The 25,211-nt window shown below is 59.7% G+C and carries 26 protein-coding genes and 1 pseudogene; 14 read left to right on the forward strand and 13 right to left on the reverse strand.

From position 1 onward, the window contains the following. The first annotated feature begins 90 nt into the window (after positions 1-90). From CCGE525_RS28690 to CCGE525_RS28710, 5 genes are all read left to right on the forward strand, one after another. The gene (locus CCGE525_RS28690; protein ID WP_120707631.1) at positions 91-963 is read left to right on the forward strand and encodes a protein-L-isoaspartate O-methyltransferase family protein; all 873 of its coding nucleotides are present in this window, start codon (positions 91-93) and stop codon (positions 961-963) included. Between the two features lie 441 nt (positions 964-1,404). Continuing rightward, entirely contained in the window at positions 1,405-1,719 is a 315-nt protein-coding gene (locus tag CCGE525_RS28695; RefSeq protein WP_120707632.1) for a BufA1 family periplasmic bufferin-type metallophore, read from the forward strand. A 33-nt stretch (positions 1,720-1,752) separates the two neighbouring features. After that, positions 1,753-2,679, forward strand: a complete 927-nt coding sequence (gene bufB / locus CCGE525_RS28700; RefSeq protein ID WP_120707633.1) for an MNIO family bufferin maturase — start codon at positions 1,753-1,755, stop codon at positions 2,677-2,679. Then, positions 2,666-3,481, forward strand: coding sequence for an HvfC/BufC N-terminal domain-containing protein (locus tag CCGE525_RS28705; protein WP_120707634.1), 816 nt, complete (start codon positions 2,666-2,668; stop codon positions 3,479-3,481). Before bufB ends, CCGE525_RS28705 begins: the two co-directional genes overlap by 14 nt. Further along, positions 3,465-4,022, forward strand: coding sequence for a DoxX family protein (locus CCGE525_RS28710; protein WP_120707635.1), 558 nt, complete (start codon positions 3,465-3,467; stop codon positions 4,020-4,022). The genes CCGE525_RS28705 and CCGE525_RS28710 overlap by 17 nt, the downstream gene beginning before the upstream one ends. 74 nt (positions 4,023-4,096) lie before the next feature. Here CCGE525_RS28710 and CCGE525_RS28715 read toward each other — a convergent pair whose 3' ends face one another. Further along, positions 4,097-4,486: a hypothetical protein gene (locus tag CCGE525_RS28715; RefSeq protein WP_205587488.1), complete on the reverse strand. Its 390-nt coding sequence runs from the start codon at positions 4,484-4,486 to the stop codon at positions 4,097-4,099. A gap of 444 nt (positions 4,487-4,930) precedes the next feature. Here CCGE525_RS28715 and CCGE525_RS38810 point away from each other — a divergent pair, with 444 nt between their 5' ends. Then, a complete protein-coding gene (locus CCGE525_RS38810) occupies positions 4,931-5,449 on the forward strand; it encodes a hypothetical protein (protein ID WP_120707636.1) in 519 nt (172 codons plus the stop codon). A 94-nt stretch (positions 5,450-5,543) separates the two neighbouring features. Here the strand turns inward: CCGE525_RS38810 and CCGE525_RS28725 are convergent, their stop codons facing one another. Beyond that, the gene (locus CCGE525_RS28725) at positions 5,544-6,191 is read right to left on the reverse strand and encodes a response regulator (protein WP_120707637.1); all 648 of its coding nucleotides are present in this window, start codon (positions 6,189-6,191) and stop codon (positions 5,544-5,546) included. After that, entirely contained in the window at positions 6,188-7,612 is a 1,425-nt protein-coding gene (locus CCGE525_RS28730) for a sensor histidine kinase (protein ID WP_120707638.1), read from the reverse strand. The genes CCGE525_RS28725 and CCGE525_RS28730 overlap by 4 nt, the downstream gene beginning before the upstream one ends. A 361-nt stretch (positions 7,613-7,973) precedes the next feature. Here CCGE525_RS28730 and CCGE525_RS28735 point away from each other — a divergent pair, with 361 nt between their 5' ends. Continuing rightward, on the forward strand, positions 7,974-8,684 hold the full coding sequence (locus tag CCGE525_RS28735; protein ID WP_245472200.1) for a hypothetical protein: 711 nt from the start codon (positions 7,974-7,976) through the stop codon (positions 8,682-8,684). Between the two features lie 50 nt (positions 8,685-8,734). Here CCGE525_RS28735 and CCGE525_RS28740 read toward each other — a convergent pair whose 3' ends face one another. Next, complete coding sequence (locus CCGE525_RS28740) at positions 8,735-8,938, reverse strand: hypothetical protein (protein WP_120707640.1); 204 nt, start codon at positions 8,936-8,938, stop codon at positions 8,735-8,737. A 541-nt stretch (positions 8,939-9,479) separates the two neighbouring features. Here CCGE525_RS28740 and CCGE525_RS28745 point away from each other — a divergent pair. Further along, positions 9,480-10,067, forward strand: coding sequence for a sterol desaturase family protein (locus tag CCGE525_RS28745; RefSeq protein ID WP_162950338.1), 588 nt, complete (start codon positions 9,480-9,482; stop codon positions 10,065-10,067). Between the two features lie 66 nt (positions 10,068-10,133). Here CCGE525_RS28745 and hutC read toward each other — a convergent pair whose 3' ends face one another. Next, positions 10,134-10,889 carry a histidine utilization transcriptional repressor HutC gene (gene hutC / locus CCGE525_RS28750; protein WP_120707642.1) on the reverse strand — a complete coding sequence of 252 codons (756 nt, stop codon included), beginning with the start codon at positions 10,887-10,889 and terminating at the stop codon, positions 10,134-10,136. A gap of 194 nt (positions 10,890-11,083) precedes the next feature. Here hutC and CCGE525_RS28755 point away from each other — a divergent pair, with 194 nt between their 5' ends. From CCGE525_RS28755 to solA, 6 genes are all read left to right on the forward strand, one after another. Continuing rightward, entirely contained in the window at positions 11,084-11,929 is an 846-nt protein-coding gene (locus CCGE525_RS28755; RefSeq protein WP_120708678.1) for a transporter substrate-binding domain-containing protein, read from the forward strand. 119 nt (positions 11,930-12,048) lie between these two features. Then, entirely contained in the window at positions 12,049-12,771 is a 723-nt protein-coding gene (locus CCGE525_RS28760; protein WP_120707643.1) for an ABC transporter permease, read from the forward strand. Between the two features lie 9 nt (positions 12,772-12,780). Continuing rightward, positions 12,781-13,485, forward strand: a complete 705-nt coding sequence (locus CCGE525_RS28765) for an ABC transporter permease (protein ID WP_120707644.1) — start codon at positions 12,781-12,783, stop codon at positions 13,483-13,485. Positions 13,486-13,517: 32 nt separating this feature from the next. Then, entirely contained in the window at positions 13,518-14,294 is a 777-nt protein-coding gene (locus tag CCGE525_RS28770; protein ID WP_120707645.1) for an ABC transporter ATP-binding protein, read from the forward strand. Next, a complete protein-coding gene (locus CCGE525_RS28775; protein WP_120707646.1) occupies positions 14,291-15,787 on the forward strand; it encodes an HAL/PAL/TAL family ammonia-lyase in 1,497 nt (498 codons plus the stop codon). Before CCGE525_RS28770 ends, CCGE525_RS28775 begins: the two co-directional genes overlap by 4 nt. Before the next feature lie 9 nt (positions 15,788-15,796). After that, positions 15,797-16,966 carry an N-methyl-L-tryptophan oxidase gene (gene solA, locus CCGE525_RS28780; protein WP_120707647.1) on the forward strand — a complete coding sequence of 390 codons (1,170 nt, stop codon included), beginning with the start codon at positions 15,797-15,799 and terminating at the stop codon, positions 16,964-16,966. Between the two features lie 26 nt (positions 16,967-16,992). Here solA and CCGE525_RS28785 read toward each other — a convergent pair whose 3' ends face one another. From CCGE525_RS28785 to CCGE525_RS28820, 8 genes and pseudogenes are all read right to left on the reverse strand, one after another. After that, positions 16,993-17,766, reverse strand: coding sequence for a slipin family protein (locus CCGE525_RS28785; protein WP_120707648.1), 774 nt, complete (start codon positions 17,764-17,766; stop codon positions 16,993-16,995). A gap of 35 nt (positions 17,767-17,801) precedes the next feature. Next, positions 17,802-19,165 (reverse strand): annotated as a pseudogene (locus CCGE525_RS28790) (NfeD family protein). A gap of 137 nt (positions 19,166-19,302) precedes the next feature. Continuing rightward, positions 19,303-19,929, reverse strand: coding sequence for a YjbE family putative metal transport protein (locus tag CCGE525_RS28795; protein ID WP_120707649.1), 627 nt, complete (start codon positions 19,927-19,929; stop codon positions 19,303-19,305). Positions 19,930-19,952: 23 nt separating this feature from the next. Continuing rightward, entirely contained in the window at positions 19,953-20,942 is a 990-nt protein-coding gene (locus CCGE525_RS28800; protein WP_120707650.1) for an ABC transporter ATP-binding protein, read from the reverse strand. Further along, positions 20,939-21,904 carry an ABC transporter ATP-binding protein gene (locus CCGE525_RS28805; protein WP_120707651.1) on the reverse strand — a complete coding sequence of 322 codons (966 nt, stop codon included), beginning with the start codon at positions 21,902-21,904 and terminating at the stop codon, positions 20,939-20,941. Before CCGE525_RS28805 ends, CCGE525_RS28800 begins: the two co-directional genes overlap by 4 nt. 34 nt (positions 21,905-21,938) lie before the next feature. After that, positions 21,939-22,553 carry an ABC transporter permease gene (locus tag CCGE525_RS28810; RefSeq protein WP_120707652.1) on the reverse strand — a complete coding sequence of 205 codons (615 nt, stop codon included), beginning with the start codon at positions 22,551-22,553 and terminating at the stop codon, positions 21,939-21,941. A gap of 1 nt (position 22,554) precedes the next feature. Beyond that, positions 22,555-23,559, reverse strand: a complete 1,005-nt coding sequence (locus CCGE525_RS28815) for an ABC transporter permease (RefSeq protein ID WP_120707653.1) — start codon at positions 23,557-23,559, stop codon at positions 22,555-22,557. Then, a complete protein-coding gene (locus CCGE525_RS28820) occupies positions 23,560-25,209 on the reverse strand; it encodes an ABC transporter substrate-binding protein (protein ID WP_120707654.1) in 1,650 nt (549 codons plus the stop codon). Positions 25,210-25,211: the final 2 nt, after the last annotated feature.

Consider the following 25,211-nt stretch of genomic DNA (forward strand, 5'->3'; position numbering starts at 1 on the left):
GAGCCATAGATGTGTCCCATTGCGGGGTAGGCCCTCTCGGCTCAGAATGTGGTATCACTGATTTTTTGGATAAGCGATGGGGCAGTGGCGATGAAGAGGCGAGACTTTCTGGCCGGCACGACGAGCGCGCTCCTGCTTGGGACATTGCCAAGGCCTGCGATGGCCGGTGTGCCGATGCCATATGACTGGAATGCTGCACCGCCAATGGATGATCGTAGGGCCTTCATCGATTGGATGGTCCAGCATCGTGGCGAAGATGCCAATTTCCTCGGCCAGCGCTACGACCGCTTTCTGCAGTTGATTGCACATAAGGACGTGTGGGACGATCGCAATAAGCGTGCATTTCTGATGACGCCGCGCGAGGATTTTGTGACCGTCGCCAATTTGTCTCGCGCCTACGAATGGCATTACCTCGATATCGGCTATGGCGTGACAATCACTGGACCGCACACCGTCGCCCGTATGACCGATACCATTGATCCAAAATTTGGCGAGAAGGTTCTGGAGATTGGCACCGGCTCAGGCTATCAGTCCGCCTATCTTTCCAACCTCACCGACAAGGTATGGACCGTTGAAATCATCAAACCGCTGTTTGAGCGCACCGGCGCGCGCTACGCTGAGCTGATTGCCGAGGGTTACAGTGAATATGCCGCGATCAATCGTAAGAATGACGACGGCTACTACGGTTGGCCGGAATTCGCGCCGTTCGACAAGATCATCGTCACCTGCGGCATCGACCACGTTCCGCCGCCACTCCTACAGCAGCTTAAGCCTGACGGCGTGATGGTGATCCCGATCGGGCCGCCAGGCGCCCAACACGTCCTCAAGATCGTCAAGAGCCGGGGCGCAGATGGATCCATTGCAGTGGCGCGTTCCGATATCTACCACGGCTCGATCGTCAATTTCGTGCCGTTCACGAAATTCAAGGACGGAACGATTGAGGGAACCCACAATGGGGGATAATCGGGCGAGGATAACCATCGCGCCCGTCGCTGCTCTGATCATCATACTGGCCGTGGCAACCCTCTGACACAACCAGCCATCAGATCGGGTGTTGCAATTTCGGCCTGAGGTTCCATTAAACTGTCATCCATTGGTGACTCAAGCCTTGGCGGTTGTGAGCAGTGTCGGTCGCACTGGATCGATCATGGTGTGAATAGCGTTGCCAATTGGTCTGGTTGGCCCGCGTAGTTCGTTGAGGCTACAGGTTGCCTGGTCGGACGCAGGCACTCACCGGACAAAAGAGATCGGTGTTTGCAGTCTACCTCATCGTCAGACCGATCGCGCGGAAGTGCTGGCGATCACGCCTTCGTGACAATCTCCACTGTAACTAATCTCCCTCTGCAAACGAGTACCTGACGTGCCCCAATGACGGGGCGTCAACGAACCCAATGGAGATAGTTCATGTTGAAAGCTACTGTGAGTTCTGTCCTGCTCGCCGGCGCGGTGACTACAGCGCTTGCGTCCATGGCCGCCGCAGCGCCGCTGACGAAGGCTGAGGTCAGTGCGGCAATGGCTGCCCACAAAGAGAAGTGCTACGGCGTCGCGCTGAAGGGCCAGAACGATTGCGCCGCTGGTCCGGGAACCACCTGCCAAGGTACGTCGACCGTCGATTTCCAGGGCAATTCCTGGAAGTTCGTTCAGGGCGGCACCTGCACCTCGCTCGACATCCCGGGTGGACGTCATGGCTCGCTGACACCGCTCAAGCGCGACCTCTAATCGAAACGGCCAGTGGAAAGCGGAGAAGACAAGATGAACGCTGACAATCGAACCGTCGCTCCTGCCGTCGAAGCGGGTGCTGAGCTCCGCTTTCCCTTCTATCCTGTTCACGGCTTGGCGGGCACCAGCTTCAAGCCGGAACATCTGTCGGCAATTCTCGCCGAAACAGGCCGACAGGGTTTTTTCGAAATCCATGCCGAAAACTACATGGGCGCCGGCGGCCCTCCTCATCATGCGCTCGAGCTTGTGCGTCGGGACCACCCGATCTCGCTGCATGGCGTTTGCATGTCCCTCGGCGGACCGCAGCCTCTGAACAAGGATCATCTTCGGCGGTTTCGCGAGCTGGTGATCAGATACGAACCGGCGCTTGTGTCGGAGCATCTGGCGTGGTCGACCCACGAGAACACCTATCTGAATGATCTGCTGCCCTTGCCCTACACGAGCGCCACGCTCACCCACGTGTGTGATCACGTGGACGAAATGCAGACGGCGATCGGGCGTCCCATTCTGTTGGAGAACCCATCCACTTACGTGCTCTTCGCCGAATCCTCCATGAGCGAAACGGATTTTATCGGCGAGATTGCAAAGCGGACCGGTTGCGGGCTTTTGCTCGACGTCAACAACGTCTTTGTTTCCGCTACGAACCACGGCTATTCGGCGCTAGAATATCTTGCCGATTTTCCACTGGCGAAAGTCGGTGAAATCCATCTCGCAGGCCATGCGGAACAGACGGACGACGAGGGCGAACTGCTGCTGATCGACAGTCACGACGGGCCTGTCGCGGACGCTGTGTGGCGCCTTTATGAGATCGTCATCGACCGATGTGGTGCAATTCCATCGCTGGTCGAATGGGACAGCAAAATCCCGGATTGGCCGATCCTGCGTGCCGAGGCCGTTGTTGCCCATGCCATCCTCGATCGGCGTTCGCAGACCTTGGGCAAGTCCTATGCGATCCGCTGAAGTCTTATCCATCGGGCGCGGCGGCCCGTCCTTCGCCTCGACTTTTTCTGCGTCCCTGCTCAATCCGGAACGGCAAACGCCGGTTTCGGTGATTGGTCCGCGTGGGAAAGCTGCCGACAAGCGCTACAACGTCTATCGCAACAATGTCACCGTGAGCCTGATCGAGGCGCTGACCGCGATTTTTCCAGCGACCCAACGCATAACAGGACCAGATTTCTTTCGTGCGATGGCGCGCTTCCACATTCGCGAGACGCCACCGACTTCACCGCTTCTGTTCGAATATGGCCACGATTTCCCTGCCTTTATCGATGCTTATGAACATGCACAATCGATGCCTTGGTTGGGCGATGTCGCGCGGTTGGAGCGGGCCTGGTTGGATGCCTATCATGCCGACGATTGCCCGACCGTCTCGGCAGACGATCTGTCGCGTGTCGCACCGGAGAAGTTGCCCGAACTTCGATTTCGCACCCATCCCGCGACGAGAATTCTTTCCTCCGAATTTCCGGCTGTGACAATCTTTGCCGCAAACCGAAGCTCCGAACCGGTGGGCCGCATCGAACACATTATCCCCGAAGACGCTCTGATTGCCCGACCGGAGCTCGACGTCGTGGTCCGATTGCTCAGGCCTGGCGGAGCCGCATTCCTCCTCTGTCTTGCCGATGGCGGTCCACTCGGGGCGGCGGCGGCTACGGCTCTGAACGTCAATCCGGCGTTCGATCTTGCGGGCATGGTTGCCGAGATGATCGAAGCTGGCGCTTTCACCGAGATTTACATGGAGAATTCCGATGTCGAAAACGTCTGACATTTCGGTGGTCGGCAAGCCGCTCGCACCGATCGTCGGTCTGGTCGAGAAAGCAAGCTGGCTGGTCCAGATGATCGCTCGGCCATCCTTTGTGCAACTTGTTTTGCGTGTCGGGCTGGCCGTGCCGTTTTGGCGTTCCGGCATCCTCAAATGGGACGGATTCCTGCAACTGAGCGATACGGCCGTCGAACTCTTTACGGATGAATTCATGCTGCATCTGCCGGGCGGGCCATATCCCTATCCGGCGCCTGCGGTGATGGCATTCCTATCTGGCTCCGGCGAGGTGGTGTTTTCGACCTTGCTGGTGCTCGGCCTTGCCACGCGCTTTGCCGCAACAGGTCTCCTCGCCATGACCGCCATCGTCGAACTGACCGTTCCCGACGGATGGCCCGTTCATATCACCTGGGCGGCGATGGCGCTTGGTGTCATGGCTTGGGGGCCGGGGCGTTTGTCGTTGGATTATCTCGTCCGACGGCTTCTCGGGATGGATGCATCGTTCAGAAGCCCTCGACCCGCGATGCCAACCGAAGATCAAGCGTAGAGCTTGGGGCGCGCGGCTTTGTGAGCCCGAAGACTGCCGCAGCCGCGCAACAGTCTTCCTCCTCGCAATGGTCGTTACAAGGAGGCGCTTCCGAAATGGCCTTCATTGATCGTTGTCGGCTGAGACGCCGCAGTTGGACGTCTTCTGGCCAGCCATACGTCGCCTGCTCGCCGCGCTGGTGGACATTGTTGCAACTCGATTGCAAGAAGCGTTACAGCCTCCGCTAGCGCCTTCTCAGCGTCGGTAAACGGCAGTGCCGAACCTGCCTCTCTTGCATGGCCGTATATTTCAGCACAGGCGATAACGCGTTCCGCGCAATAGCTGCATTCAGGCGTCGGGTCGACAAAGTCCAGCAAGACCCGGATATTCATCGCCACCTGAAGGACGAAACCGGCGGCTGAGAAATCGACGACGGCGCCCGGTGGTCTCGTTTGATCCAGGTATTTTTTCCACTGCGTTTTCATTTTGAAATCTTTCGCGTCCAGCTGGCTTGAAATGGAACGCAAGGGACGGCGGGAAACTCTGTGGCGACGGCGTCCATAACAGTTTGTCCCTTTTCCGCTTGCAGTCGGACCACCAGCAACCGAGTGTGACGAAAGACATCCATCCACACTCTCCCCGTCTGGTGTATCCACCCAGTAGTACCCGCAGGGCGAACGCTCTTTCAATCTCGCTGTTCGCAATTGGGCTTCAGTCCGCTCTTCCTTGAGACCTTTGTCCGATATATACGCTGGACCAAGGTCTTAGCCGGTATTGCAAAAGTCCAAGATTTGAGTTTTAGCCAAGACAACGGTTGACGGCTCGGTTGTAAAAGCGATCTGATATCGTGGCGGAGTAGCTGTTTCGAATCCGGTGACTGAACGGTTTTCCGCACAGTGGTGTATTTATAGGCGTGTAGGAAGCCAGCCATGTCTTTACGCGAAAAGTCGATCGCCGTTCTTCTCGGTGCCTCGTTTGCGCTGGTGCTTGTGGCGACGCCTTATACCGTCAAGATTCGCGGATCCTCTATCGGACTTGTTGCGCAAACCGCCGACGCAAAAGGTGGCGGCAACGGAAACGGCGGAGGCGGAGGTAACGGCAACGGTGGAGGCAACGGAAACGGCGGGGGCAACGGAAACGGTGGAGGCAACGGAAACGGCGGCGGCAATGGTAACGGCGGTGGCAATAGCGGAAACGGCAATGGAAATGGCGGCGGTAGCGGTAATGGCAATGGCAACGGCAAAGGAGCCAGCGGCAAAAGCGCCACGCAGTCGCAAACCGACTCCGACGACTCGAATGACGCGTCGATGGAAGTGCATCATGACGACGGCATCAGTGAAGCAATCCAAAATGGACGTTATGTCATGAAGGATTCGAAGGGCCGCACCATCATCAATCGGGGTGCGACCACGGCCGATCACTTGAGACTGAGGTTTTTGCTTCACTAGAACATGCCGCGTCCACGTGGGATCACCTGCAAGTGGACAAGATGCTCTAAATTCAAAAAATTAGCGGCCTTTGTGCGTTCAAATGAACGGCGCTCTAACCACGCCTTTCAAGCGCATCACGAAAAGCCATTGCGGCTTCCGTTCGGTTTGCAACACCCAGTTTCGTGAAAATCTGCGTCATATGATGCTTGACCGTCTTCTCGTGGAGATCAAGCTTCAGACCGATCTGCTTGTTGCTCAATCCGGCTGCAACGAACTGAAGCACCTCGCTCTCCCTGCCTGTTAGGTCGCGAAGAAGATCCGCCTTTTGCGCGGAGCCGTTGCCATCGCCGGAGATCAGGCGGGCGGAAAGAGTGGGGGCGACATAGGTCTCTCCCGAGGCAACAGTGCGGAGGATGTCGGCCAGCGCTCGCGAGCCTACGCCCTTCAGAACATACCCTTTTGCTCCGGTCCTGAGAGCCGTCGTCACATCGTCGCTTGATTCGGAAACCGTCAACATCACGATTTTCTGGCCGGGCACCCGCTCGAGGATCAGCGAGAGCGCGTTCAGGCCTCCGCCAGGCATGGAGATATCCAACAACAGAACGTCCGGACGCCCGTTCTCGGATATTCGAATCGCATCTTCCATCGTGCTGCCTTCGCCAACGATCGCAAATCCGTCGATCTCGGCAAGGCTGCGAATGACTCCCTCCCGGAACAATGGATGGTCGTCGATCACCGCTAGGCTGATTGCTGTCGTCATGTCTGCTCCATTTCCATTGCGTTCAGCGACATTTGAACGATCGTCCCATCCTTGGAAGATTTTAAGTCGAAAGTGCCGCCAAGACTTTCCACCCTCTCTCTGAGGCCTGCCAAACCAAGGCTGCTCGGCGGTATATAGGACGGATCAAAGCCAGGCCCCTTGTCCGACACTGCGACCATGATCTGCCCGCCTTCTATGGTCTGCCTCACTTGCTGCGCCGCGCCTTCACCATGACGATAGCCATTGTTCAGCGCTTCCTGCACGAAGCGGTATACACATATCTTGGCGGATGTCGAAAGTTCTTGCGTCGTGTCGGAAAAGGATAGGCCGACCTTGACGCCGGTTCGTTGCTCGTGGGCGCGGACTGCGCGTTGCAGCAGTTCGGCGAGGTTTGCCGTTTCGATGTGCGGCAACACCAACCCACTGCAGATGCTTCTGATGTCCGCCATTGCATCGTCCAGACTTGCTTTGATTGCGGCTAGCGACTGTTCTCGTTCATGTGCCGGAGTGGCGGGGTTCACCAAAGCCGGACTGTCCAATCTCAGCGACGCATATGCAACGAGCTGGGCCGGGCCGTCATGCAAATCGGCGCCGATGCGCCTAAGGTAGCTCTCGTTGAGCGCGGTGGCGCGTTGGGAAGCTCGTTGAACGCGGGCGTGCAGAATTTCGTTCTGCCGCAGGAGTGCCGACAGCTCGCCGATGCGCGACTTAAGCGCGCTGCGCTGGCTTTCAATCGTTCGGCTTCCGCGAAGGACGATAATGGAGAGAAGTAGAAAGAACGTCAGCGTGAACAGGGCGACAGCCAACCAGCTTCTGAAACGTGCCTCGTTCAGGCTGCGCTCGAAATCGTTGGCCACTTCGTAAAATTCGGAAACGGCCACGACCTTGCCCGACCAGGGCTGGAGGACCGGATTGTAGATCTCCAGAAGCGGCTTGCCGTTGTTGCGCTCGGCTACGCTTTCGGCATCGTCGAGCTGATTGAACTGCGCCACCATCTTGCCGGCAAAGGCCGTTTTTAGGTCATTGCTCAGCGGAAACTGCTTACCCACCAGGTTTTTGTCGTTGGAATAAAGAATGGTGCCGTCGCTGCGCCAAAGGCGGAAGGACATGAGGCGGCTGCCGAGCGCACCCTCACCGAGCGTCTCGTCGAGCGCTCGCGTCACAGTATCGTCCAGTACCTCTGTTGTCTGCATATCAGGAAGCAGGGGCGCAATGACGCTGTCGACATAAAGAGCGGTGCTGGCAGCGGAGTTGCGCGTGACGGTCTCCTCGATGAGGCTTGTAACGAAGGCGCCGACGAGGATCATCGCGCAGGCGGAAACGAAGCCGCCAAACAGCAGAAATTGTTTCGCCAGAGATTGGGAATTCCAGCCGTCGAGTAAACGGGCAGGCGACAGCATTGATTTGAGATTCATATGCATCTCTGGCTACTTTCAGCGATGACCACTTATTCCGGCATACCTATTGCAGCCGGGCAGCGCGTCAAATGAAGTTAGGCTCGTCTTACCAGCGAGTTCCAGGATCGATACCCCCTAAGTCCCGGTGAAACCTATCGGACTTTTGGCCATCCGCAACCAGCCTAAGGTCCGATTGCCGGTAGCATTGGTCCCGCCCCGGTAGAAACTTTTATTTCCGGCAATATTGTGGAGGGCAGCGCGGTTGCTCGTTGCTCGTCCCGCGTCGCAGTTGCGTGGGGCGAGCGACGTGGATGCTCGTAGCTCGTCCCGCGTCACAATTGCGAGGCAGAGGAAGAGCACGGTCTCGAATGAAAGGAAGATGCGTATGAAATTCGGTTCAGTCTTTGGAACGACCATTGTTGCCTTGACGCTTGCCGTTGTTCCGGCGGGAGGCGCCGCAGTCGGTCTCGCAAGCATCGCATATGCCAAAGGTGGCAATGGCAATGGCGGCGGCAACGGAAACGGTGGCGGCAATGGCAACGGCAATGGAGGAAGTCACGGCAGTGACAATTCCAGCCATGCAAAGTCCGACAATACAAAGTCCGACGATGCAAAATCTGACGACGCAAAGTCCGACGACACACAGTCAGGCGACACCGGTGGAAGCGTGGGAGACGTCAAGCATGCGACACATCTCTCTAAGTCCGCAGTTGCAAGCGAGAAGCTTGAGAAGCACACTGCGATCAAGGCCAAATCGGAGACGACGGGGCTTGGCAGCCTCAATTCGCTGAAGCGCAATTATCACGCCTACATGAATTCAAATGATCCGAAGATGGCGGCTGTCAGAGCTTACGTGATGGATTATGCCGAGTTCGAACTCAAGAACGGAACCAATGCTGTTCCGACGGACCCGGCCCTTAGCGACGAAGCGCTGCGCTCGGCTTTGGCTCAGGAGACGAAGACCGGTGTCGTGACAGACAAACAGTTGGCCGAGGCCAAGGAAATCCTGGCCGGAAAGATAGATCAGGTTCGTGATGCCCTGGAGAGATCCACCGTTGAAACGGTGCCGGACAGCTCCACAGAACCCGCCGACTGAAAGCTCGGGGCAGGTTAACCAGCCCGGCGCACAGTGGACGGCAGCCACAATCACTCGGCTGCCGTCAAAGCCTCATAACCGCGTGAGACGCTTTCAATCGCGTTGAGTGAGTTCAATATCGAAATCATATCGCAGGCCTCCGCCCACGGCATTTGCCTCAATGCAGCACCGCCTAATTCAGCCGTGCGCATGGTCACGCGGTCGACAATCTCCCACTTCGCCTCGCCATCCAGCCGCAAATTATACCTTCGCATAAACAGCTCCTCCGATCGGAGGCGACCCTAAACATAAGAAGCTAATTTTGAAAGCTCTAAATCACCTAGCTCGCAAAGTGATTCTACCCGCATTGCTCGACGCCATGGCGAATCCGATTCGGGTCGCTCGTCGCCTCGGCGAATCACGGCGAGCTGGCCAGCGACAACGCGCCCTATCGTCTTAATCGGTGGGCTGTCTTATCCTCTCTCGATTCGCCTGTTCTGGGCATCGCGGCATGTTGCCCGACGTAGCCGACACTACACGACTTGGCGGCATGTTCACTTGCCTGTCATTTTTTTGAGAGACATCTTATTCGGCATGCTTCTATGCCGCCTCGCAATTAGCCAGCTTTGAGCATCGGCTTGTCGCGACCGAAATGGAGCGCGATGCGGATTTTACGATGTGGATATTAACGTGCTTTGGCTTCCTTGCATGTTTTCAAGCAAATGATGATAGAGGGCATATGATTGGTTTCCGCCTGGACAGAATGAAGAGGAATCTTGTGACGAATCTTCTCGGTAAATGCAGCGAGCAAGCTATATGAGGCGGCCATTCTCGCGAAAACCAAATGCGATCGCTTATTATACTGATTTTGTTGCCTACCCGATCATCGTTATCGGACTGATCGCAGCCTATTTCACCGTGGGTTATGATCGCGAGCCATTGATCTGGCTCGCAGCGGTGCTTGTCGGCGCGGCCGCATGGACATTAGTCGAGTACCTGATTCATCGCTTCGTGCTGCATCATGTCGTCTATGTACGCGATATGCACGTCCAGCATCACCATGCGCCGACCGAACTGATCGACACGCCGATCTGGCTGAGCCTGTTTTTCATGGTCGCGGGCGTGTTGTTGCCATCATGGTGGGCCTTTGGCTTCGGCGTGGCGTCTGGCTTCACCGTGGGAATGACGCTTGGCTATCTCACGTATGGAACGATGCATCACGCCATGCATCACTGGCGGATTCCGCACGGCACCTATCTCTACAGCGCCAAGCGCTGGCACGCGCAGCATCATGCTTCCACCGATGAGGGGAATTATGGCGTTTCGTCGCTTTTCTGGGACCACGTGTTTGGCACAGTGCTGCCGGATCCGGCCGCGAAGAGCAGGGAGAGGCGCGGCGGCTGATTGCGTTTGCTTCAGGGCACGCAACGCTTAAGCGTACGATCTTCCATATACAAGTTGATTGGTGTTTTATTCCTCGAACATCTTGCCGCTGCGCGCTTCAAGCCGGTAGCGATGTCCGGGATAGACGAGGCGGGCGATAGAGACCACCTGGCGCGCCGACCAGGTACGCCGGCGGATCGTCAGGCACGGCTCGGTCTTCAGCACGGTCAGCAGCTTGCATTCCCAGGGCTGTGGCATCGCGGCCTCGACGATGTGTTCCGAACCGCTTAGCGGGGCTGCAGCCGTCAGATAAGCGTTTGGCGTCAGCGTCGTGAAATCCTGCTCGAGATATTCGGGCGCTGCCTCCGGATGAACGAAGCGGTCCTCGATCTGCACCGGAACGCCGTTTTCGCTGTGGACAATCAGCGAATGGAAAACCGGCCCGCCGATTTCCAGCTCCAGCGCGTCGGCAACCTCGGGAGAGGCTGTTTCCCGGGCCAGAACGATGACAGAGGCCTCGTGAACATGGCCGCGTTCGGCGATCTCTTCGGCGATGTTGCGAACTTCGAACAGCGCCGAGTACCCCTTGCGCTCGGCCACGAACGAGCCGACGCCCTGAATGCGTACGAGTTCGCCCTCGTTGGCAAGCTCTCTGAGCGCCCGGTTGGCGGTCATCTTGCTGACGCCAAGTTCCACGACCAGCTCGTTTTCCGAAGGAACACGATGCTTCGGAGGCCATTCTCCGCTATGGATCCGATCCAGGATCATTTGCTTGACGCCGGCGTATAGTGGGCCGGAGTCGTTTTCCGCCAGCTCACGTTTCCGATCGGTACCGCGTTTCATTGCCTAATCCTTGTGCAGCCAGGAATTTCGCCCGTAAATCGACTTGGCACTTGCATATCACAAAATATCACATATGGTACCCTATACAACTACCCGATTGAGCTGACCAGCGAATGCCGGTCGGTGAGCGGCAAGCCGGCGCAGACTGGCGTAAAACAAAGATTGGCTATTTCGATCTCAAGAGGAGAACTTCGATGAAGATTAGGCATGCGCTTCTTTCCAGCGCCCTGGCGCTTTCCGTTCTCACCGGCCCCGCCGCTCAGGCGAAGGACTGGAAGACTGTTACCATCACGCTTGAAGGCGCCTATGCGCCATGGAATCTGACCAACTCCGACGGCACGCTCGGCGGCTTCGAACCGGAGCTGGCCAAGGTTCTGTGCGAGCGGGCGAAGGTCGACTGCAAGCTTGTGGCGTCCGATTGGGACGGCATGATTCCCGCTCTGAATGCAGGCAAGTTCGACGTGATCATGGATGCGCTGTCGATCACCGACGAGCGCAAGCAGGTCATCGACTTCACGGTTCCCTATGCTGCAACGCCGGCCGCCTTTGCGACTGCAAAGGATAGCCCGCTGGCTAATGCCGCAGGCACGGGCGCGACTGTCAAGATGACGCCCGGCCAGACCGGCGTTAAGGAGATCGACGCGCTGAAGGCAGCCTTCAAGGGCAAGACCATCGGCATTCAGGCCGCTACCGTCTACGCCAAGTTCATCTACGATAACTTCGGCGACGTCGCGACGATCCGCGAGTACAAGACCGGCGCCGACCGCGACCTCGATCTGCAGAACGGCCGTATCGATCTCGGCTTCGACGATGCCGTTTATTTCCAGACAGCTTTCGATGCCGCCAACGGCGCGCTCGCCTTTACCGGCCCGCAAATCGCCGGCCCGATCTGGGGCGTCGGCGAAGGCCTCGGCGTCCGCAAGTCCGACACGGATCTGCGTGACATGTTCAGCGCGGCCATCAAGTCGGCGCTCGCCGACGGCACCGTAAAGAACCTCTCCATGAAGTGGTTCAAGACGGACGTCTCCCCGCAGGAGTAATCCTTGGCCGGCGCTTCCGCATGGCGGACGCGCCGGCTTACGGCTCCAACGCTGCTTCCTGCATGTTATGATTTTGAACAATCAAGAAGACTGATCGCTCGGTACGGGGAACGAAGGTAATGGCGACATTGCAATTGATCGGTTTCGGCTCGACCGGCTGGGGCGCCCTGCTTTTGCTCGGAGCGCTGATGACGCTATGCGTCACCGCTGTCGCACTGGCGATCGGCGCCGTCTTCGGCGCCATCGTTGCGTCCGCGAAGCTTTCCGGCAATCTCATCCTGAAGACGCTTGGTAACGTCTATACGACCGTTTTCCGCGGCGTGCCGGAATTGCTTATCATCTATCTCATCTATTTCGGCGGATCGAGCGCGATCACCAGCATCGGCAAGTCCTTTGGCTATGAGGGCTTTCTGGGCATGCCGTCCTTCGCGGCCGGTGCGCTTGCGGTCGGCATCATCTCCGGCGCCTATCAGGCGGAGGTGTTCCGCGGCGCCTATCTCGCCGTTTCCAAGGGTGAGCTTGAAGCCGCTTCAGCAATTGGAATGCATGGGGCCTTGAGATTCCGGCGCATCATCATGCCGCAGGTCCTTCGCTTCGCCATTCCCGGCATGGGCAATGTCTGGCAGTTGAGCCTCAAAGATTCGGCGCTGATTTCAGTCACCGGACTTGCCGAGCTGATGCGGACAAGCCAGGTCGCCGCCGGTTCGACACGGCAATATTTTCTGTTCTTCGTCGTCGGTGGCGCACTCTATCTCATCCTGACGAGCCTGTCGGACCGCGTCTTCAACGGAGCCGAGCGGCGCGCCAATCGCAGCATGCCCTCCGCAATGGGTCAGGCCTGAGGATCGATCATGGATTTCGCTTTTCTTGCACAGACCATGCTCACGCTGCTCGAAGCTCTGCCGACGACGCTGGCGCTGTTCTTCCTGTCGATTGCCATCGGCGGCGTCCTCGCAATCCTGATCGTCTGGATGCGGGTAGGCGGCAATCCTGTCTTTACCGCCATCGCCAAGGGCTATATCTTCGTCTTCCGCGGATCGCCGCTGCTCATCCAGATGTTCCTCATCTTTTACGGGCTCGCCCAATTCGGCTTCATCCGCTACGGGCCTCTCTGGCCGCTGCTGCGCGAGCCGTTCGTCTGCGCCGTACTGTCGCTGGCGCTCTGTACTGCCGGCTATACGGCGGAGATCTTCCGTGGCGGCATTCGCGCTGTCTCGCCGCGTGAAATCGAGGCGGCGCGTTCGGTCGGCATGTCCGGTTTCCTGTTGATGCGGCGCGTCCTGGCGCCGATCGCCTTCCGCCACGCACTGCCTGCCTATTCGACCGAAATCGTACTGATGATGAAGTCGACGGCGCTCGCAAGTCTCGTCACCGTCTGGGAGGTGACCGGCGTCGCCCAGCGGCTGATCTCGCATACCTACCGCACGATGGAGGTCTTCCTCTGCGCTGCGGCCATCTATCTCATCTTGAATTTCATCATCCTGCAGGCCCTCGGCTTGCTGGAATATCATCTGTCCCGCCATCGTCGCGCCGTTCCGGCGGCGCTGAAGGCGTGAGGCAACTGGCCTAGATCTGGATTGGAGCGATCATGCCCGGCGTCACCCGACTTTCGGTCCGTAATATCCGCAAGAGCTTCGGCACGCACGAGGTTCTGCGCGGCATTTCCCTAGATGCACAGGATGGCGACGTCATCTCGCTGCTTGGCGCCTCCGGCTCGGGCAAATCAACTTTTCTGCGCTGCATCAATCTTTTGGAGACCGCGACTGACGGCGAGATCTGGGTCGATGGCGAGCAAATACGCATGGTGCATAAGGGCGGCAAAACCAAGCCGGCAAGCCAAAAGCAGGTGGATCATATCCGCTCCGAGCTTGGCATGGTGTTCCAGTCCTTCAATCTCTGGTCCCATATGACGATCCTGCAGAACGTCATCGAGGGGCCGGTGCATGTGCTGAAACGGCCACGGGCCGAATGCATCGCCGAAGCCGAGGCATTGCTCGAGAAGGTCGGCATCGCCGATAAGCGTCATGCCTATCCGGCGCTTCTGTCCGGCGGCCAGCAGCAGCGCGCGGCAATCGCCCGATCGCTCGCCATGAAGCCGAAGGTCATGCTCTTCGACGAACCTACTTCGGCGCTCGATCCCGAGCTTGTCGGCGAAGTGCTGCGCGTCATGCGTTCGCTGGCGGAAGAGGGAATGACCATGCTCGTCGTCACCCACGAGATGAGTTTTGCCCGCAACGTCTCCAACCGCGTCGTCTTCATGCGCGAAGGCCTGATCGAGAGCAGCGGCCCGCCGCAGGAGATGTTCGGCAGCGGCGCCTCGCCGGCTTTCCGCCAGTTCATTGGGCATTTCGGAACTCCAACATGACTGTCACGCTTCGAACCGCGCTCGGCTGGCGGGATATCGCCAGCGTGGCGGACGGCGCGCCTCTGTCGCTTGCCCCCGCCGTCCGGGAACGCATCGTCCATGCAAGCCGGATCGTCGAACGCATCGTCGAGACCGGCGTGCGTGCCTACGGAGTCAATACCGGCGTCGGCGCACTGTCGGATACGGTGGTCGACCGTGAATCCCAGAGCCGCCTGTCGCGCAATATCATCCTCAGCCACGCCTGCGGCGTCGGAGAGCTGCTGGCGCCGCGTGAAGTGCGCGCCATTATCGCGGCGGAGATCGCCAATTTCGCCCATGGCCATTCCGGCGTGCGATTAGAGATCGTCAGTTATCTCGCGGCCTTTCTCGAAAAGGACTGCATCCCCGACGTGCCCTCGAAAGGTTCGGCCGGTTATCTGACGCATAATGCCCATACAGCACTGGTGCTGATCGGGGAGGGGAGCGCCAGGGTTGCCGGAAAGGCGATGAGCGGTCGAGAGGCCCTGGCAGCGATCGGTCTCGAACCGCTCGTGCTCGGCGCCAAGGAAGGACTAAGCCTCGTCAACGGCACGGCCTGTGCTACCGGTCTTTCCAGCGTGGCATTGGCGCGCGCCGAGCATCTGCTTGCGTGGGCCGACGCCGTCGCGGCACTGACGCTGGAAGCCGCCGGTTGCCAGATGGCGGCCTTCGACGAAGTGGTGCTGGCGCTGCGTCCCTCCAAGGGCATCGCCGCTGTCGGCGCCTCGCTGCGTGCCCGGCTGCGGGGAAGCGGCCTCATCGCCGCAGCGTTGGGCCGGCGCACGCAGGATGCTCTCAGCCTGCGCGCCATTCCGCATGCTCACGGCGCCGCCCGCGACGTCTTCGATAATTCCGTGCGCGTTGTCGACCAGGAGCTTGCCTCCGTCACCGACAATCCGGCCGTTTCTGGGACGCCGGAGAACCCGGTGGTCTCCTCGGAAGCGCATGCGGTTGCTCCGGCGCTCGGACAAGCCGCCGATAGTCTTGCGATCGCGCTCGCCCAGATCGCAGCGATGAGCGAACGGCGCATGGACCGGCTGGTCAATCCGCTTGTCAGCGGTCTGCCGCCTTTCCTCGCGAGCGACGCCGGCAGCAATTCCGGTTTCATGATCGCGCAGTATACGGCCGCAGCCCTTGCCAACGAGAACCGCCGGCTGGCGGCACCCGCCAGCACCGACGGCGGACTGACTTCCGGCCTGCAGGAGGATTTCCTGGCGCATCCGACGGCGGCAGCAAACAAGCTGCTCGCGGTGATCGACAATGCCGAATACATCCTGGCGATCGAATTGATGGCGGCGGCGCAGGCGCATGATTTCCGCAGTGCTGCCGGGTCTCGTGCGGAGGGCACTGATGCAATCTACAAGATGGTGCGCGAGCGCATCCCGCACTATGCCGACGATCGGCCATTGAGCGGTGATATGGAAATCTTGCGCACACTGCTGCGCGAGACGCAGCCTCCCGATTTTACCGAATAGGATAGCTTTATGACCGCTCAGTTCGACGTTGCCGTCATCGGCCTCGGCGCCATGGGGAGTGCGGCAATTTCCTTTCTCTCGGCGCGTGGCGTCAAAGCGATCGGCATCGATGCCCACTTTCCCGCCCATGCCTTGAGTTCATCGCATGGCGACAGTCGGCTGATCCGCCTCGGCTATTTCGAGGATCCGTCTTATGTGCCGCTGCTGCGGCGCGCCTATGAAAACTGGCGGGCGCTAGAAGCGCAGCTGCGCGCCGATGTCCTGACGATCACCGGTGTCCTGCAGATCGGCAAGCCGGACAGCAAGATCGTCAGCGGTACGCGGGCCTCCTGTGAGCTGCATCATCTGCCCCATGAGGAACTGGATCGGAAGGCGATGGCAGCGCGTTTTCCGGCCTTTGCGTTGGACGAAGACGAGATCGCGCTGCTCGATCCTCAGGGCGGTTATCTCCGCCCGGAAACGGCGGTCATGGGCTATCTGAAGCTCGCGGCAGCGGATGGCGCGGTCCTGCATTTCGGCGAGAAGGTGACGGCGATCGAGCCCGATGATGCCGGCGTGACGATTTCGTCCGATGTCGGCCGCTATCGCGTCAGGAAGCTGATCGTCTCGACAGGCTCGTGGATCGCCGAACTGGTGCCGCAGTTGCGGGAGCATGCCAATCCAATTCGGCAGGTCGTCGCCTGGTATCAACCGCGCGACGGCTTCGTGACGCAGCCGCATCGCATGCCCGCCTTCCTCCGGGACGAAGGCGAGGAGGGCTCCTATTTTGGCTTCCCGGCGATTGGCGTCGACGGCGTCAAGATCGGCCGCCACGCGCATTTCATGGAGCCCATCGATCCGAACCGGCCGAATCCGCCCGTCAATGACAGGGATACGGCATTGTTGGACGGCTTCATCGCAAAGCGCCTTCCAGCCGCCGCAGGCGTTCGTGTCAATGCCATCACCTGCCGCTACACGATGCTACCGAGCGAGGATTTCCTGATCGATCTCATGCCCGGCGAGCCGCGCGTCGTCGCCGCCTCGCCGTGTTCCGGTCACGGTTTCAAGTTCACGAGCGTTGTCGGAGAAATTCTCGCCGATCTCGCGATGGACGGCGGCACACGGCTGCCGATCTCGGCCTTTTCCTTCGAGGCGATGGAGAATTTCCTTGCGCCGCAAAAGATGCAGGCGCACGGCTAGCGATTGCGAGCGCCAGTGCGAGGCTGTTATTGCGATGGTTTATCCGCCTTGGAGAGCAGGAGATTGGCGAACTCCATCGGGAAGGGGAACAGGATCGTCGAGGTCTTCTCGCTGGCGATGACGTTCAGCGTGCCTAAATAACGAAGTTGCATCGCCTCCGGTTGCTTGGCTAGGATTTCGGCCGCTTCGACAAGCTTCGCTGCTGCTTGCTGCTCGCCGTCGGCATTGATGATCTTGGCGCGCCGCTCGCGTTCCGCCTCTGCCTGCCGGGCAATCGCGCGGATCATGGATTCATTGATGTCGACATGCTTGATCTCGACATTGGCGACCTTGATACCCCAGGCATCGGTCTGGGCATCGAGGATTTCCTGAATGTCGCTGTTGAGCTTGTCGCGCTCCGCCAGCATCTCGTCGAGGTCGTGCTTGCCGAGGACCGAGCGTAGCGTCGTCTGCGCGAGTTGGCTTGTCGCCATCATAAAGTCCTCGACCTGGATCGTCGACCTTTCCGGATCGATGACCCGAAAATAGATTACCGCACTGACGCGGACCGAGACGTTGTCATGCGAAATGACGTCCTGGCCGGGCACATCGAGCACCCGCGTGCGTAGGTCGACCCGTATCATCTGCTGGACATAAGGGATGAGCAGAAAGAGGCCGGGGCCTTTGACGCCAGTGAAGCGTCCAAGCGTGAAAACCACGCCGCGCTCGTATTCCCGCAGGACCTTGATTGCAGATGCGACGACGAGCAGCAAAATAAGGACGATCACAAGATAGAAGGCGAGATCTGCAAATATGCCCATGACTTTTCCTCCTGCTTTCCAAAGCCCGCATTTTCCTAAGTGCTGCGCGTCACCTCGAGCGTCAGGCCGTCACGGGCGATCACCTTGATGGCGTCACCGGCGGCAAGCGGTTCCGAGGAAACTGCCTTCCAGCGTTCGCCGCGCGCAATGACGAAGCCTGCGGCACCCGTCCAACTTTCGACCTTGCCTGAAATGCCGATCATCTGTTCTGTGCCGGTGGTGACGTTGCGCCAGCGCGAGAGGATCGCGACGCGGGCGACGATGAGGCTGAATACGAGGGCTGCGATGGCGATACCACCCAGCACGCCCCAGGACACCTCAAAGCCGGGAATATCCGTATTGAACAGGATGGCCGCGCCGAGCACCAGCGCAAGCCCGCCGCCGACGCCGATGGCGCCGAAGGACGGCGAATGGGCTTCGACGACGGTCATCCCTACGCCGAGAGCAATCAATCCGACGCCGGTGTAACTCACCGGCAGCAATGCCAGAGCGTAGAGACCAAGCAGCAGGCAGATGGCCCCGATCGTGCCGGGGACAAATGTCCCCGGGCTCAGAAATTCGAAAATTATGCCGTAGATGCCGACCATCATGAGGATGAGTGCTATGTTCGGATCGGTGATTACGGAAAGCACACGCGTCCGCCAGTCCGGCTCGAATTCCCGAACGGTAAGGCCGGTGGTATCGAGGCGGACATCCGCTTGGCCGACCCGAACGATGCGACCCTGTGCTTGGGTCAAGAGGTCCTCGACGGTGGTTGCCGTAAAATCGATGACGTGCTCGCGCACGGCTGCGGTCGATGAGAGGCTCGCGGCCTCACGCACCGCCTTTTCCGCCCAATCGGCGTTGCGATTGCGCAATTCGGCAAGCCCGCGAATATAGGCGACGGCATCGTTGACGGCTTTCGCCTCGCTGGCGTTATGGGGCTGTCCCTGTGTGTTATCTGGTTTGCCTGGTGTGCCCCTGGAGTCCCCTGGTCGGGTTCCGTACCGCCGCCGAAGGGGCCGCCGCTAATCATGATCGGAGTGGCCGCGCCCAGATTGGTGCCCGGCGCCATCGCGGCGATGTGGCTTGCGTATAGGATATACGTGCCGGCGCTAGCCGCCCGTGCTCCGCTGGGTGCCACAAATCCAGCCACAGGCACGGGTGAGGCGAGGATGGCGCGGATGATATCTCGCATCGACGTATCGAGACCGCCGGGCGTATCGATTTGCAGTACGACCAGGCTTGCGCCTTGTTCGTTGGCGCGCTGAAGACCCCGTATCACGTAGTCTGATGTTGCCGGACCGATGGCGCCGTTTATCTTCAGGACGATGGCTGCGCGCTCTGCCCCCCATGCCGGCGGGGCGGCCAGGCTGAAAGCGGACGCCAGAGCCAGCATTAACGCGAGGATTGGCGGCATTCGTCGCCAAAGCTTCAAACACTGCGCTATCCTTCGCCGAGCGTTCATTTTCATGAATATATGGCGGAGGCGCCAAACGGTAAGGTGGAAACCGCTTCGATCGATTTCTATTGTGCTGAAAACAGATCAATAAACCGTCAAGCGTAAAGAGCCGTCACCAAAGGCAGCAATTGCTCGCCGCCGCGGCAGATCATGCCGATCGCGACGTAGACGATGACGGCGAGGCCGATCCAGCCGATCCAGCGATACCTGCTCAATAGCATGGCGATGAAGGACGATGCCACGCCCATCAGCAGCACCGAGAGGGCCAAGCCGAAAATCAACGCACCCATGTTCCGCTCGGCGGCACCCGCGACCGCGAGAACATTGTCGAGCGACATGGAGACGTCGGCAACGATTATCTGAGTGATCGCCTGCCGGAACAGTTTCGCTCCTATCGCCACTGCATTACCTGCATCGGGAGCCTCCTCCTCATGGGGCGCCCGCAATTCTTTCAACATCGTCCAGCAGACCCATAGCAACAGCAACTCGCCGACGAAGGCGATGCCGGTGATATCAAGCAACCGCACCGCGATGATCGCAAAGAGGATGCGGATAATGGCGGCCGCCGTGATCCCCGCGGCGATCGCTTTGCTCCGCAGCCTGTTGTCCAGTCCGGCCGCCGCCATGCCGATGACGATGACATTGTCGCCGGACAGAAGGATGTTGATCACGATCACCTGCAGATAGGCGGAGATCGCGCTTTGGTCGATATGGAATGGCATTCTCAGACGGGGTCCTGTCCCGGTCAGTCGGTGAGCATGGCTCCGGCGAGCTCTTTGAACTTGATCGGCCAGGGGCCGGCGAAATGGCAGGCGGCGGAGTGTCCGTCGCCGACGGATTGCAGCGGAGGTTCGGTGGCCTTGCAGATATCCTTCGCCATCGGGCAACGCGGATGGAATCGACAGCCGACGGGGACGGCCGCCGGGCTTGGCGGGTCGCCGGGCAGAAGAATTCGCTTCTTCCGACGCGCTGGATGCGCCGCGGGCACGGCCGAGAGCAGGGCCTGGCTATAGGGATGATGTGGTTCCTGGAAGAATTTGGCCTTCGGGGCGATCTCCATGATCTTGCCGAGATACATGACGGCAACCCGATCGGCGATATGGCGAACGGTCGGCATATCGTGCGATATGAACAGATAGGCGGTGCCTTTTTCCTCCTGCAGATCCTGCAGGATGTTTATGACTTGTGAGCGAATCGACACGTCGAGCGCCGAAACCGGCTCGTCGGCGACGATCAGCTTCGGGCTGAGGGCAAAGGCCCTGATGATGCCCAGTCGCTGGCGTTGGCCGCCCGAAAACTGCCGCGGCCGCTGGCCGATGTGCCGGGCGCTCAGTCCCACGGCCTCCAGCAATTGGCCGGCGATCGTCTGGCGCTGCTTGGGACCGGAAATCATGCCGTGCACGACCATGGGTTCGGTCACGATTGCGCCGGCGGTCATGCGCGGGTCCAGCGAGGAATAGGGGTCTTGGAAAACGAACTGCAATTCGCGGCGCACAGAGCGTAGCTGCCGCTGCGAAAGCCTCGATATATCGGCTTGATCGAACTCGATCCGGCCGGCCGTCAGCTTGGTCAGGCCGAGCACCAGACGGGCGACCGTCGATTTGCCGCAGCCGGACTCGCCGACCAGCGCCAGCGTCTCACGCTCCTTGATGTCGAAGGAGACACCGTCGACCGCGCGCAAGCTGCTGCCGTAGGTCTTGGCAATGTTTTCGACTTTCAGAATGGATGCGCTCATCTTGCCTGGCTCCTCGCCCAGCACGCGACCCACTGGCCGCGGTCGTAGTCCTCAAGAGCCGGAATTTGTTTGTCGCAAACGGTCAGTCGCTCGCCGCAACGCGGATTGAATGCACATCCCGAGGGGATTTCGGAGATATGCGGCACGGCGCCGCCGATTGCCGGCAGACGGCGGACCAAAGGGCTTTCCAGGGATGGCGTCGAGCCGAGAAGGCCGATCGAATAGGGATGCATCGTGCGATCGAAAAGATCGATCGCCCGTGCTTCTTCGACCACCTTACTGCAATACATGACACAGACGCGTTGGGCGAGTTCGGCCACCACGCCGAAATCATGGGTGATGATGATGACCGCGAGGTTCATTTCCTCCTGCAGGCTACGCAGCAGTTCCAGCACCTGCGCCTGGATCGTCACGTCGAGCGCAGTGGTCGGCTCATCGGCAATCACCAGCTTGGGCTCGCAGGATAGCGCCATGGCGATCATCACGCGCTGGCGCATGCCGCCGGACAATTCATGGGGATAGGCCGAGAACCGGGCGACCGGGTCCGGAATGCCGACGCGGGCAAGGAGATCGAGGGCTCGGGTCCGTGCCTGAGCCTTCGACAGCTTCAGGTGCTGCATGATCGGTGCGGTGATCTGCCGGCCGACCGTCATCACGGGATTGAGCGCGGTCATCGGCTCCTGAAAGATCATCGAAATGTCTTTGCCCCTGACCTGATCGAGCTGCGTGCGGTTGAGCTGCAGCAGGTCTTGGCCATCGAAGGAAATCTCGCCGGCGACAACATCGGCCGCCATTGGCAGCAGGCCCATAGCGGCAAGTGCGGTGAGGCTCTTACCGGAACCGGATTCGCCGACCAGTCCAAGACATTCACCGGAAGCGACGGCCAGATCGATGCCGCGCAGGGCCGGTACATCCGCTCCCTTGTTCCTGAAATTGACCCGCAGATTTTTGATCGAAAGCAATGGCCGCCTGGGCGCCCAAGCCGATGAAGCTTAGCTACGCCTCCAGGCGAATGGCCGTGCCGATCCAGATAGTGGTCATCACCACAAGGGGCCCGGCGATATTTGGCAGGATATGAACAAAGATCGTGCCGAAGCTCGGCCGGCCCATGGCGATCGAGGCATCGACGTAACTTTCCTGCCTGACCGAGAGAGCGGAGGCGCGCGCCAAGCGGACGAAAGAAGGCACCAGTGCCGACGCGATCGCGATCGAGAGATTCTGGATGCCCGGCCCGAGCATGGCGACGATGAGAACGCCGAGCAGCAATGGGTCGAAAGACATCATCACGTCGGTAACGCGTGTGACGATGCGCTCGGTCCAGCCGCCGAAGAAAGCAGCCGCCATGCCTAGCGAAATGCCGACGGCGCCGGCGATCAACGGCGCGGCGAGCCCGATCGTCATTGAAAGCCTTGCCCCTTCGATCAGCCGGGAGAGAACGTCGCGGCCGAGCGTGTCGGTGCCGAGCAAATATTGTGCGGAGGGGCCGGCCTCCTGCATGTCGACATTCTGCAGCAGAGGATCATGCGGTTCGATGACCGGACCTAAGGCCACGACCCCGAGCAGGACCACCAGGATGATGAGGGCGATGCCGATGAAGAAGCGGTCCAGCATATCAATTGGTCCTCACGCGCGGGTCGAAGACGACGTATAGGAGATCGGTGGCGAGGTTCACCGCGACGACGAGAACGGACAGAATGACCAGCCCTCCCTGTATCAGCGTATAGTCTCGGGAGGTGATGGCGCCCACCAGCAGTTGCCCGACGCCGGGGCGGTTGAACACCAGTTCGATGGCAATCGTGCCGCCGAGCGTGGCGATGATTGACAGAGAAATCTGCGTGGTGATCGGGATCATGGCGTTACGGAAGATGTGTTTCCAGACGACCGTTCGCTCCGACAGCCCGAGCGAGCGGGCCGTGCGGACGAAGTCGCGGCCGCTGGCATCGAGTACCGCCGTGCGGGTGAAGCGGATCAATCCGAAACCCTTGAGAACGCCGAGCGTGATCGCCGGCAAAGCCAGGTAACGCAGATCGAACGGTGTCTTGCCGCCGCCAAGCAGCGGAAACCAATGCAATCTGAGGCCAAAGATGACAAGCAATACGAGGCCGACATAGAAGTCGGGCAGCGCCGAGCCGAACAGGGAAACCAGGCGTGAGGAATGGTCGGCGCCGCCCCCAGGCTTCAGCGCACCCCAGACACCCGGCGGCAGGCCGACAATAATGCCGATGAGCGTCGAGGCGATGGTCAGCATGATCGTATAGGGCAGATGCCGCGCCATGGTGGCGCCGACATCCACCTTGTTGACCAGGGAATGTCCGAGATCGAGATGCAGCAGACCCCATAGAAACTGTCCGTATTGCACGATCAGCGGCTGGTCGAGACCGAGCGCCCTTCGGGCATTCTCGATCGCCTCTGCACCGGCTCTGTCCCCAAGCATGGCGACGACAGGATCGCCCGGCAGAAGGCGCATGGCGAAGAAGACGAAGCTGAAGACGAGAAAAGCGGTTAAAATCGCTTCTCCCGCTCGTTTGAGGACAAAGCCGAGCAATTCTGGTTCCTCTGACGCATGATGCCGGTTGATGGTCAGGACCGGGCGCGACCGGCCCGGTCCGTCGAACAATCAGCTGTCCATGAGCTTGGCGGTTGAATATTCAAACTGGCCGTAGCCGCTGACCGGTTTGTATCCGAGGTCGATCTTCCCTTGGAACGCGGTGATGATCGGGGCCGTCTGCAGCGTGATGAGCGGAACGTCCTTCAATACCTGCAATTGCGCCTGCTTGAGGTAATCGAGCTGCTTGGCGGCATCTGCTTCCGCGACTGCCTTGGCAACCAGATCGTCGATGTTGCCGCCAACTTCGCCATAATGGGAGAAGTTGCGCAGCGAAGAAGGTTTGCCGACAGCCGCCTGCTTCGACAGGAATTCGTTCAGAACCTGCGGCGCCGTCGGTTCCATGGCGGTCGACAATTCGACGACCGTGCCCCGATCCTGGCGGATATTGGCCTGGTAGCTGGCGTGATCCTGCACCTGCAGGTTCAGGTTGACGCCGATCTTGCGCAGCATGTCCTGTACCATCAGCATATTGGTCTTGTAGTCGTCGCGCTCGCTGATGATTGCGTCGAGCGAGAAGCCATTGGGATAGCCGGCCTCCGCCAGCAGGGCCTTGGCCTTCTCGGGGCTGTAGTCATAACGCAGCTCCGCCGGGATGTCGGAGGCCTTGAGGGCGCCGAAGAATTCCTCGGGAACGATGGCTGGAAGATCGCCATGGACAATGCCGAAGGCCTTCGCCCACTGGCTGCGGTCGATGGCATAGGCCAGAGCCTGGCGGACCTTGAGGTTATCGAGGGGCTTGACCGTCATGTTGAAAGAGATGAACTGCAAGCTTCCCGGCAGCAGCGTGTTGATCACGGCATCCGGATTCTGCGCCTGCATGTTCTTGACCCATTTCGGATCGCGATCGCCGCCTGTGACGTCGAGCTCGCCACCGATAAAGGCGATGGTCGCGGCATTGTTGTCGGGGATATAGCGCAGCTCAAGCTCGTCGAGCGGCGCGCGGCCGCCGAAGTAACCGTCGAACGCCTTCAGGATAATCGCCTCCTGCGGGCGATATTCGGAGAATTCGAAGGCACCGCTGCCCACCGGCTGGAAGCCGAATTTTTCGCCCAGCTCTTCCACAGCCTTCTTCGGCACGATGAACCGGCCGAAACCGGGGATTAGCGCCTCGACATGGAAGAATGGGTCGGTCGCCTTCAGATTGAAGCGGACGGTGAGAGGATCGACGATGTCGATGCTGTCGATCGATTTGAAGCTTGCGCCATGCACGCCGCCAAGCTTCGGATCCATCTGGCGTTCGAACGAGAATTTGACGTCTTCGGCGGAGACTTCGCCGTAACCCTTGTGCCACTTCACGCCGGGGCGAAGGTGGAATGTCCAGGTCTTGCGATCCGGCGAGATATCCCAGCTTTTTGCCAGAACCGGCTGCAACTTGTCCAAATCGACGTCGAGCGTCCCGCGCGGGGGAGAAACCAGCGAATTGAAAATCTGCAGCGCGACGGTTTCATCGTCGCCCGTTTTGGTCATGGCCGGATCGACCGAGCCGATATCGCGCGATCCCAGGCGGATGCTGATCCTCTTCGGATCGCCCGCCGCGAAAGCGCGTGGCATATGGGCCATCGCAGCTGCTATGGCGACACTGGCCAAGAGGGTGCGGCGGGTGATGCCACCTTTGGCGCCAGCCTCAAGCGGCTGCGTGACCTCTGTTTTTGTAGTCATGT

This window comes from Rhizobium jaguaris, from assembly GCF_003627755.1.
GTDB classification, from domain to species: domain Bacteria; phylum Pseudomonadota; class Alphaproteobacteria; order Rhizobiales; family Rhizobiaceae; genus Rhizobium; species Rhizobium jaguaris.

Bases quoted from the DNA above. Each gene is read 5' to 3' on its own strand.
- CCGE525_RS28690 (WP_120707631.1), top strand. From the start codon at position 91: ATGAAGAGGCGAGACTTTCTGGCCGGCACGACGAGCGCGCTCCTGCTT.
- CCGE525_RS28695 (WP_120707632.1), top strand. From the start codon at position 1,405: ATGTTGAAAGCTACTGTGAGTTCTGTCCTGCTCGCCGGCGCGGTGACT.
- bufB (WP_120707633.1), top strand. From the start codon at position 1,753: ATGAACGCTGACAATCGAACCGTCGCTCCTGCCGTCGAAGCGGGTGCT.
- CCGE525_RS28705 (WP_120707634.1), top strand. From the start codon at position 2,666: ATGCGATCCGCTGAAGTCTTATCCATCGGGCGCGGCGGCCCGTCCTTC.
- CCGE525_RS28710 (WP_120707635.1), top strand. From the start codon at position 3,465: ATGTCGAAAACGTCTGACATTTCGGTGGTCGGCAAGCCGCTCGCACCG.
- CCGE525_RS28715 (WP_205587488.1), bottom strand. From the start codon at position 4,486: ATGAAAACGCAGTGGAAAAAATACCTGGATCAAACGAGACCACCGGGC.
- CCGE525_RS38810 (WP_120707636.1), top strand. From the start codon at position 4,931: ATGTCTTTACGCGAAAAGTCGATCGCCGTTCTTCTCGGTGCCTCGTTT.
- CCGE525_RS28725 (WP_120707637.1), bottom strand. From the start codon at position 6,191: ATGACGACAGCAATCAGCCTAGCGGTGATCGACGACCATCCATTGTTC.
- CCGE525_RS28730 (WP_120707638.1), bottom strand. From the start codon at position 7,612: ATGCATATGAATCTCAAATCAATGCTGTCGCCTGCCCGTTTACTCGAC.
- CCGE525_RS28735 (WP_245472200.1), top strand. From the start codon at position 7,974: ATGAAATTCGGTTCAGTCTTTGGAACGACCATTGTTGCCTTGACGCTT.
- CCGE525_RS28740 (WP_120707640.1), bottom strand. From the start codon at position 8,938: ATGCGAAGGTATAATTTGCGGCTGGATGGCGAGGCGAAGTGGGAGATT.
- CCGE525_RS28745 (WP_162950338.1), top strand. From the start codon at position 9,480: ATGAGGCGGCCATTCTCGCGAAAACCAAATGCGATCGCTTATTATACT.
- hutC (WP_120707642.1), bottom strand. From the start codon at position 10,889: ATGAAACGCGGTACCGATCGGAAACGTGAGCTGGCGGAAAACGACTCC.
- CCGE525_RS28755 (WP_120708678.1), top strand. From the start codon at position 11,084: ATGAAGATTAGGCATGCGCTTCTTTCCAGCGCCCTGGCGCTTTCCGTT.
- CCGE525_RS28760 (WP_120707643.1), top strand. From the start codon at position 12,049: ATGGCGACATTGCAATTGATCGGTTTCGGCTCGACCGGCTGGGGCGCC.
- CCGE525_RS28765 (WP_120707644.1), top strand. From the start codon at position 12,781: ATGGATTTCGCTTTTCTTGCACAGACCATGCTCACGCTGCTCGAAGCT.
- CCGE525_RS28770 (WP_120707645.1), top strand. From the start codon at position 13,518: ATGCCCGGCGTCACCCGACTTTCGGTCCGTAATATCCGCAAGAGCTTC.
- CCGE525_RS28775 (WP_120707646.1), top strand. From the start codon at position 14,291: ATGACTGTCACGCTTCGAACCGCGCTCGGCTGGCGGGATATCGCCAGC.
- solA (WP_120707647.1), top strand. From the start codon at position 15,797: ATGACCGCTCAGTTCGACGTTGCCGTCATCGGCCTCGGCGCCATGGGG.
- CCGE525_RS28785 (WP_120707648.1), bottom strand. From the start codon at position 17,766: ATGGGCATATTTGCAGATCTCGCCTTCTATCTTGTGATCGTCCTTATT.
- CCGE525_RS28795 (WP_120707649.1), bottom strand. From the start codon at position 19,929: ATGCCATTCCATATCGACCAAAGCGCGATCTCCGCCTATCTGCAGGTG.
- CCGE525_RS28800 (WP_120707650.1), bottom strand. From the start codon at position 20,942: ATGAGCGCATCCATTCTGAAAGTCGAAAACATTGCCAAGACCTACGGC.
- CCGE525_RS28810 (WP_120707652.1), bottom strand. From the start codon at position 22,553: ATGCTGGACCGCTTCTTCATCGGCATCGCCCTCATCATCCTGGTGGTC.
- CCGE525_RS28820 (WP_120707654.1), bottom strand. From the start codon at position 25,209: ATGACTACAAAAACAGAGGTCACGCAGCCGCTTGAGGCTGGCGCCAAA.